The sequence below is a fragment of the candidate division WOR-3 bacterium genome (genome assembly GCA_039801365.1).
Taxonomy (GTDB): Bacteria; Hydrothermota; Tepidihabitantia; order Tepidihabitantales; family Tepidihabitantaceae; genus JBDRUN01.
This window is the reverse complement of the sequence record JBDRUN010000098.1, coordinates 1-8,996: the sequence shown is the minus strand read 5'-3', so window position 1 is coordinate 8,996 and position 8,996 is coordinate 1. Positions and strand designations below refer to the sequence as shown.

Here is an 8,996-nt window from a genome sequence, read left to right as displayed (position 1 = left end):
CAGGCACGCCAGGCATGGAGTCCCAGGTGTTGGCAACTGCATCGTAGCGCCAGAATCCAAGGGTGTTATTGCCCTTGGTCATGTACACGTACTGCACACCATCAGACACACCGACACAGCCTTTGGACGGCGGCTTTAGCTTGGTGCCTTCGTTACCCGGTATCTCTTCCTTTTCATACCAGGTCCCGGAGTCACCAGCCAGGGGGTCGTACATGTAGAAGTCGGTCGCCTTGTTGCCCTTGGCAACGTAGATGACCGGGTTGGCATCAGTGCCAGCCGCATGCAGTGCCATCCACGCACCGTCCTTTGGTGCCTTGTCAGTCGGGGTCTTGGGCATGGACTTCACTTCGGACCAGACACCGGCAAGACTTGCCAGTACCCTGACCTGTCCCGTTACTATGTTGTTCGAGGGCTGGTGGTCGCCAACATAGCTAACGCTGGCTTCAACGGCATGAATGCCCAGCGGTGCCGCGGTCCATGCGTCGAAGGCAATGATATCCTCTCCTGACAAGAGCGTGACTGTCTTGCTTTTGTCGTAGACGGAGCCAATCTTGAACGTGATGGTCACATTCTTGACTTCGGCCGGAGATAAGTTCTTCACCTTTACGCTTGGAATCACCGAGGTGTTGAGCAGAACCCCTGCACCCGGAGCCAGTATCGCTTCAGCCGCGACGTCGGCAATCGGGATGATGTCCTCTTTCTCACGTGGGATGAACTGTGCAGTCCGGGCATCGGTAACATCGTACTGACCGAGGTTACTGACCAGGTCAAAGTAACCGGATGGAACCGGCGCACCAACGAAGTTCGAATACCTTGTCGAGTAGAGCTTCATTTGCTCACCGTGCTCATCCTCTACGTCGTATGCCTTGTTCTGTAGGAAGGTAGGGTCGGTTGTGTTGATAACCCTAATGCTCTTCACAATCGCCAGACAACCTTCGTATGCTTCCAGTCGTGCATCCGGCACAGTCAGCTCAAGCGTGTCAAAGGACTTGCCGCTGCCACGCAGCTCGATTCTGTTCAGCGGGTCAATCTCGGTCAAGCCGTTATACTCCTTCACCACACCGTTCACGTCAACGGTGTCACCCGGCACGAAGGTCTGGTCAGCAGTGAAATACAGCGTCAACCCCTGCCATGCATCACCCGCACCCTGCTTGCAGTAGAAGATGCGGCTCGTTACGCGGCCGGTAATCACCGCACCGACATGCACGCGTTTACCTTCCAGCGGCGAGGAGTTGGTGACCGTAGTGTCAACATGTTGGATATCGTAGATGCTGACATCGAGTGGAATGGTGTATGACGATGTCGGAGAGGTAGCCTCGCCGCCACCGCTGCTGTGGGCATATATCTTGTAGTCAACTGTCAATCCGCCGGTCTGTGCCGGTATCTCAAAGAAGTAGACATCGCCGTTTCTATCCTTGAAGTCATCCGTAGTCCAGTTCGAACCGCCATCAGTCGAGTACTTGATCTGGGCAATGTCAATCTCCTCTTTGGCTGGAGGTGTAATTGTGGCGGATACCACAACCTTCTCCCAACTGAAAGGGAACTCAATATCTCGGATCACATTCTGTATTGTGGGGTTACCCGCAGGCTCTTCATAGCCGAATCGTACATCGAGATGGGTGTTGGTTGTGTTTCCGGACGTACCAGTCTTGTTCTGCACATAAAGAATGTGGGGGACTCCGCTCGTCGGAGGAGTGGACCGGTAGGTAGTCACTGTCGTACCGCCGTAGGTCTGCCAGCTTATCTCGACAATCAAGTTGCCGCCAGAATACGGATAGACCGATGAGAGGTTTACGTCCTGCCACACATTGATACCGCCGCCGCCCGAGTTGCCTACCAGCAGGTTGTCCGCGTGGTACACCAGTGTTGGAGGCGCTGAGTAGTTTGCGGCAAAAGCGGTCCCCAACTGAGTAAGGTTTGTCGGACCAATGAGGATATCCACATCAGTGAAATTGTTCGTATTCGCGCTCGCCAGTCGCCACCCGACACTGACGATATTCTTGCCAACAAGCTGGGTCAGCTGGGATGCCTCAAGCAGCGTCTGGAAACGACAACCATTCGTGGTGTGGCCATACCAAGGATACGAACCGTTGTTATACTGACCACTACCACAGACCACATACTCCACGTCGGTCGGTGGGTTCAGCGTTGGCGCGGCGTAGTCGCTGCCAGCAAAGACCCCGCCGGCAAGCAGCAGTATTGCTATCAGACCCGTCGTGCTTCTATACATTTGGCCTCCTTTGGGTTTGGTTTGGACTTCGCAAGCGTTTGGGCCCGACAGACAATTCCGCCTGGCCTTCATGTGTAAAAAACATGTCCAACCGACATTGTCGGCAGGAGCGTCAAGCCGATAAGAACCGAGTGCGAGTTCTCGGCGAAAGAACATTCTACAGTTCATTGCTCAATCTGTTCGAGCCCACGCTCTTTCCTGCTCCATTCGCTGTCGGACACCGGGAAACGTAAAGCATCTCGAGGGCAAAGACCTGTAACCCTTACAGTCTAGGTTGTAAGCTTCGGTTGCCTAGTGCGCTCCGACAGCAGTAGTATAGGAAGCAAACATATCGTGTCAAGAAAAAGGGCCAAACCAAGAGCAACCGCAAAGAACGCCAAAGGACGAAACAGCAATCGGACGAAACTCGAAGAGCACAGAAGATTAGCGAGGTCGGACCACACACGAAGCCGCGTTGAACCGGGTGTACAATCCCGCAGGCTCGGTCGTGGATTAGGTATAAACAGGTTTATACCATTAGCCGGTCGGCATTTCAGCCTATCACACTTAGTTCCGCGACTTAGCTCAATCCTCGATTCGGACAGGGAGCAGTTGTAGGGGCCATGGGAATGGTGGCGGCCCTTCTGGTAAGGAAGGTGATAGTCACGAGAGCCTGGACGATCACAGGTCTTGGCCCTGACCGTGTGACCAACGTTGTCATCCAGATGAGAATAGCCACCACGGCAGGCTAGGCTAGTCGAACCACAATCAAGATAGCCAAGAGCCGAAGTGCTCGACGAGCCGCCAGGAACGAAATCAGGGCCGCCGCCACCTGCGATGCGGGCAGAGATGCGGAGGCGGAAGCCGGACAAGGCGCTCAGCGCAGCGCGAACCGAGCAACGGTGTGGGGTGCAGAACGAAGCGCCCGGCAGATAGAAGAGGCCGCGGCAGACAGATGACCCTGGCCGAGAGTCGTCCGAAGAGTATGTCTCGTCCGTTACCCGCAGTTGGAGTAGCGGCTAGACCCCACAGACCAAGAATCAGCCTCCCACCGTTTCCTGGCAGCCGGTCTGATTCTGGCTTGCGGATTGGCCAAGCCATTCGTGGCCCTTGCGACCTCCGTATACCGGTCCCTGCGTAAGAACTGACTTTCACCTTGCTATTCGATAGCCCCTTCAGGCTAAACTTTTCACTCCGGCGTCTGAAGCCATTGCTCAGAACGATGGCAACTAGTTTGTGAGTCGTAGCAGAGGGCATTACCTGATAGATTCGTTCGCTGGCTCAGTTCAATTTCGGTTCCCCGGTTCCTGATCGGTTCTTGACGCCCGGCCGGTGTCGGTGTAACCTAGCTGGTGAGCATTCTAGAAGTCAGAGAGAAGGCTGCGCCGACACTGAAGCCCTACCTCCCCAACCGATTTCTGAAAGAGCAGGTGTCAATTCTGTGAGAAATTTTGCCCGTCCTTGAGACGAAATCCGCCGCTTCACTCGGCATGACGTTCCTCTTAGCCGTTTCGTGGTTCCGTGGCCGTTTGCACCCTGTCCCAACCATTCTCGGGACCACGCTGATTGCTGGATGCTGTCTGCTGACCACGACCGGCTGCTGTGGCTACTCGGCCAGGTCGCTACTACCGCCTCATTTGCGCACCGTCGCGGTCCTACCGGCTCAGAACTCAACCCTCCAGCCTGGGCTTGGTGACCAGCTCACCGATTTGCTCATCACCGCCTTCAATCGCGACCACAGCTTGCGCGTCACTACGCTCGAACAGGCGAACCTGTCGGTGAACGTGACCATCACAAGTTACTCCCGCACCGCGTCAGTGTACGACGAAAACCAGACCATCTCAGCCTATGAGCTTTCTGGCACAGCCCAGGTCGAAGCCGAAGACCAGGTGCGGGACGAAACATTTTTCTCCGGCCCGGTCACAGCCAAGGTAACTTATAACCCCGACACTGAGACCGAGGAGGTCGCTGCAATAAGGTTGATGGAAAAGCTGGCTACAGAAACCGTGCGCCGGGTCATCACTGCGTGGTAGAACTGGTAGTTGACCGCATCGTGGCCGGCGGCACCGGTCTGGCCCAGCTCGACGGACTCAAAGTGTTCGTACCGTTCGCCGCGCCGCAGGAGCGAGTCCGGGCCCGGATAACTGTCCGCAAGAAGGACTATGCGGTTGCCCAAATCGCCGAGATTCTTGAACCCTCCCCAATCCGCGTACCGGCCCCCTGCCCGTTCTACGGCGCGTGTGGCGGATGCCAACTCCAGCACCTGAGCTACGAAGGTCAGCTCATAGTCAAGAAACTGATCGTAAACGATGCGCTGCAGCGCATCGGCCGCGTGTTCGTGCCAGTGCGGAACATCTCGGGCCATTCTGAACCATGGCGCTACCGCAACAAGACCCAGTACCCGGTCCAGCCGCAGGAACCGAATCAGGCCCTGCGGCAAGATTCCTCCGCTTCCTTGACCCCATCCTCTACCCCTGAACAGGAACAGACAGCGGCAAGGGCAGACAGAGCCCCCTCGCGGCCGAAGGTTGGGTTCTACCGACAAGATTCGCATGTCCTTCTGGATATTCCGACCTGCCTCTTGCATCCCGAAGCACTTGACCGGATACGGGCTGGTGCAGTCGAGGCAATTTTCGCGGCTGACGAGACCGCTTACGACGAGCGAAACCACAAAGGTAACATCCGCCACCTGGTGTTCAGGACCTCGGGCACAGAGACCGTAGTCACCGTCTCGACCCGAACCCAGAACATCAAGCCGTTGCTTGTCGAACGGCTCGCTGCGCTTGCTGGAGTATCAGGCATTGTTCAGACCGTGAACCCTGACCGGACCAACCGCATTCTCGGCAACAGAACGGTACTTTTGGCCGGTCGGGCTGAGCTTCACTTCCAGGTGCTCGACAAGAGTTTCCGAGTCTCGCCTCTGTCTTTCTTCCAGGTCAACACCGGCCAAGCCGAGGAATTGTGCCGCAAGGTGCTCCGCTACTGTGCGCCGACCGGTGGCGAGACCGTACTTGATCTGTACTCCGGAGTCGGCATGCTGACCATCATTCTGGCCGGGTTCGTCGGTAAGGTCGTGGGCTGCGAAATCGAAGGCAGCGCAATTGCGGACGCAAGGTTCAATGCCGAGCTGGCGGGCGCCGACAACGTCGAGTTCATCGCCGGCGATGTAGACAACGTGATCGCCTCAATTGACCGGGCTGACATTGTCGTGCTTGATCCACCGCGCAAAGGCGCCAGCCCAGCCACGATCAAACACATCACTAGACTCAGACCGGACCGCGTGGTGTATGTATCGTGCAATCCTGCGACCCTCGCCCGGGATCTGAAACTGTTCGAGGAACTCGGATACCAGACAACCGATGTGGAGCCGACCGACATGTTTCCGCAAACGTTTCACGTTGAGGTCGTGACCCGGTTGGAGAGAAAACGCGGATGAACGCAACGACCGGCTCGGCCGCTCAAACCGGCGACAACCCCGAGACTACAGGACCAAGGGAACAGATGTTATTCCCGTCAGGGCTTGACGAAGTTATTGGCAGCGTCATCACCGGTCCGGACGCCAAACCGTTCCATGGCCGGGTCGTCGCAAAGGACGGCCACATTGTCTCGGTCAGGCCGCTTGCGACGGACTTGCGTCCGGGTTTGCCCCTTATCTGCCCTGGGTTCCTTGACGCTCACACCCATCCACTCGAACTCGGACTGGAGCACGTTTACGTTTCCCTTGCCCCGGCCCGTTCGATTGATGAGGTTCTGACCCTACTCGCCCAGCGACTCAGGGACGGCCCACAGTCCGGTATCATGCTCGGCTTCAATCTTGAACCCGACCTGCTCGTTGAGTCCCGTTTCCCGACACGACAGGAACTCGATCGCGTCTCGAACACGGTCCCGATTCTTCTGTATCGGGTTGACGGTCATTCCGCAGTCGTGAACTCAAAGGCATTCGACGCCGGCCTTGCTGCTCAGGACCTGGACGGCTGCGAGAGGGATGCGTCAGGCCACTTGAACGGAGTGCTGCATGGCCGGGCGTATGAACAGACCTCTGAACGGTTCAAGAGCCGACTTGAACCCTCGACAGTCCTACGGGCGCTCGAACAGGCCGGCTGGGCAGCCGCCAGAGCTGGCGTAACGACGATTGCCGCGCTTGTCGGCAACGACGGAATTGACCCTGGCGACTGGCTATTACTCCTGCGCGGTCTGGCCATGCTTTCGGTCCGGGCCGTGCCGTTTGTTCAAACCCGAAGACCAGAGCTTGCCAGGCGGTTTCGGCTTCCTCGACTCGGCGGCTGCCTGCTTATTGATGGCTCGTTCGGGTCTCGCACTGCTGCGCTCAGCACGGACTATGCCGACGAACCAGGCAACCGCGGCATATCCTACTTCGAAGACCACGAACTACTAGCTCTACTCAAGCGGGCCGACGGACTCAGACTCCAGACTGCGTTCCATGCCATCGGCGACCGGGCAGTGGAGCAACTAGTCCGCTGCCATGAGCAAGTCGGCACACGCTCAGACCTCCGCCACCGCATCGAACACGCCGAGTTGCTCAATCAGAATCTGATCGACCGTATCGCCGGACTCGGGCTGGTGCTCTGCGTTCAGCCGGCGTTTGAGACTACTTGGGGTGGACCGAACCGCATGTATGCTAAGCGCCTAGGCGAGCGCTGGAAACAAACCAACCCTTATCGCTCAATGCTCCGAGCCGGTATCAAACTGGCCGGCGGATCGGATGCGCCGATAACCCGAATTGACCCGCTGTCTGGAATCGCCGCTGCTGTGAACCACCCGAATCCGGCTGAACGCATCTCTCCGGCCGAGGCAATGGCGCTCTTCACGACCAACGGAGCATACTCACTCTTTCTTGAGGATAAGGTCGGCCGCATCGAACCCGGATTCGACGCCGACATCGTGCTACTTGACAACGACCCAAGAACCACAGCTACCTGCCGCGTGCTCGCTACGTACCGCGCCGGTATGCGCATCTTCCCTGCATCAGAACCGTAGCCACCTATGCCGGCGAATAACGAGCAACTTGCCCGTCTGTTCAACACCATTGCCGATGCGCTGGAGCTCAAGGGCGAGACCGGTTTTCGCGTGCTTGCCTATCGCCGGGCCGCAAGAGAACTTGCCGACCTAGCCGAGGACGTGGCCGACCTGGATAAGGCCGGGAAACTGACTACTATCCAGGGAATTGGCGAGGGCATCGCCAAGAAAATCCACGAGTATCTGTCAACCGGACGGATGAATAAATACGAGGAAGCAACCGCTGGCATCGCCCCGGAGCTTCTTAAGTTACTGCAGATTCAGGGACTTGGGCCCAGAACCCTGAAACTGTTGCATGAACAACTTGGCGTGGACAGTCGGGAAAAGCTGAAAGAGGTTCTCAAAGATGGCCGTGCGGCCCGGCTTCCCGGTCTTGGCGACAAGAGGGTTCAAAACATCCTGCGCGCAATGCGCCTCGCCGACATGGCCGGCGAGCGCATGTTCCTGAACGAAGCTATGGAACTCGCCGAGTCGGTCAAAACGCACCTTGAGGCTCTGCCCGGTGTGACCCGGGTCACACCGGCCGGCTCTCTGCGCCGGGGCCGCGAGACCATCGGCGACATTGACATCCTTGTCACCGGTCGCAACCCGAAAGCAATCATCCGGCGATTCGTATCCCATCCATTGGTCAAGCAAGTTCTCGGCCAAGGTACAACAAAAGCTACCTGCCTATTCGAGACCCGGTCCGGTCTGCGCCAGGTTGACGTCAGGGTCATACCAAACGCTTCTTACGGCGCCGCACTCCAGTACTTCACCGGTTCCAAGGACCATAACGTCGCGCTCCGCACCCTGGCTCGAAAACAGGGCCTGAAGCTGTCAGAGTACGGCGTGTTCCAGGACAAGAGACTGGTCGCCGGCAAGAGCGAACCCGAGGTGTACGCTGCGGTCGGACTGCCGTACATCGAGCCGGAGCTGCGCGAAGACCGGGGAGAAATCCAAGCTGCGCTTGAGGGCCAGCTACCGAGACTCGTGCGGCTTGAGGACATCAGGTGTGACCTGCACATGCACACCCGCCTTTCCGACGGCTCGGCCGAGCCTGAACAGATGGCTGAGGAATGCCGCCGTCGCGGCTACACTCACATCGCGATCGCGGAACACTCAGCCTCGGTGACTTATGCCGGCGGCCTGTCCGAGGACGCACTCCTGCGCCATTGCGATTGGGTGGATCGGTTCAACGCCAAGTCGCGCGGGTTCCGCATTCTCAAGGCAAGCGAGGTTGACATCACCGTCGAAGCCAGACTCGACTACTCCGACAAAACCCTTGAGCGGCTCGACTTTGTCATCGCCTCGATCCACCAGGGATTCAAGAAGAATGCGACCGAACGCATCTGCTTTGCACTCGAGCACCCGCTGGTTCACATGATTGCCCATCCTTCCGGCCGCATTATCGGCCGCCGTGAGGGGTACGACATTGACTTGGAAAAGGTCATCGAGTGCGCGGCCCGGAACGCCAAGATCCTTGAGCTGAATGCGTTCTATGCCCGGCTTGACCTGTCCGACATCTGGGCACGCAAGGCCAAGGAAGCTGGCGTGAAACTTGCCATCAACACCGACGCCCACGCAGTCGCGGACCTCGACTGGATGAAGTACGGCGTCTTGACCGCTCGTCGCGCCTGGCTCGAGAAAGCTGACGTCGTCAACTGCCTTTCCTACACCAGACTCCTCAAGCTGCTGAGTGATATCCGTACCCGCTAAGGCCTGGTCTTGTTCGCCAGCCACCGGCAACCGGCCAGGACTTCATGTCTTGGCC

The 8,996-nt window shown here is 57.8% G+C and carries 5 protein-coding genes; 4 read left to right on the top strand and 1 reads right to left on the bottom strand.

What is annotated here, in order from left to right; translation table 11 throughout:
* Positions 1–2,230, bottom strand: a 2,230-nt coding sequence (locus ABIL25_10035; protein ID MEO0082605.1) for a hypothetical protein, incomplete at its 3' end; no start/stop codon positions are given.
* Between the two features lie 1,469 nt (positions 2,231–3,699).
* Between ABIL25_10035 and ABIL25_10030 the strand changes: the two genes are divergently transcribed.
* Genes ABIL25_10030 through polX form a run of 4 tightly spaced genes read left to right on the top strand, consistent with a single transcriptional unit; the run spans position 3,700 to position 8,941 of the window.
* Complete coding sequence (locus tag ABIL25_10030) at positions 3,700–4,242, top strand: LptE family protein (protein ID MEO0082604.1); 543 nt, start codon at positions 3,700–3,702, stop codon at positions 4,240–4,242.
* Positions 4,236–5,645 (top strand): 23S rRNA (uracil(1939)-C(5))-methyltransferase RlmD, encoded by a 1,410-nt coding sequence (rlmD, locus tag ABIL25_10025; GenBank protein ID MEO0082603.1) that lies wholly within the window; start codon positions 4,236–4,238, stop codon positions 5,643–5,645. The genes ABIL25_10030 and rlmD overlap by 7 nt, the downstream gene beginning before the upstream one ends.
* Positions 5,642–7,207, top strand: a complete 1,566-nt coding sequence (locus tag ABIL25_10020; protein MEO0082602.1) for an amidohydrolase — start codon at positions 5,642–5,644, stop codon at positions 7,205–7,207. Before rlmD ends, ABIL25_10020 begins: the two co-directional genes overlap by 4 nt.
* Before the next feature lie 6 nt (positions 7,208–7,213).
* Complete coding sequence (gene polX / locus ABIL25_10015) at positions 7,214–8,941, top strand: DNA polymerase/3'-5' exonuclease PolX (GenBank protein ID MEO0082601.1); 1,728 nt, start codon at positions 7,214–7,216, stop codon at positions 8,939–8,941.
* Positions 8,942–8,996: the final 55 nt, after the last annotated feature.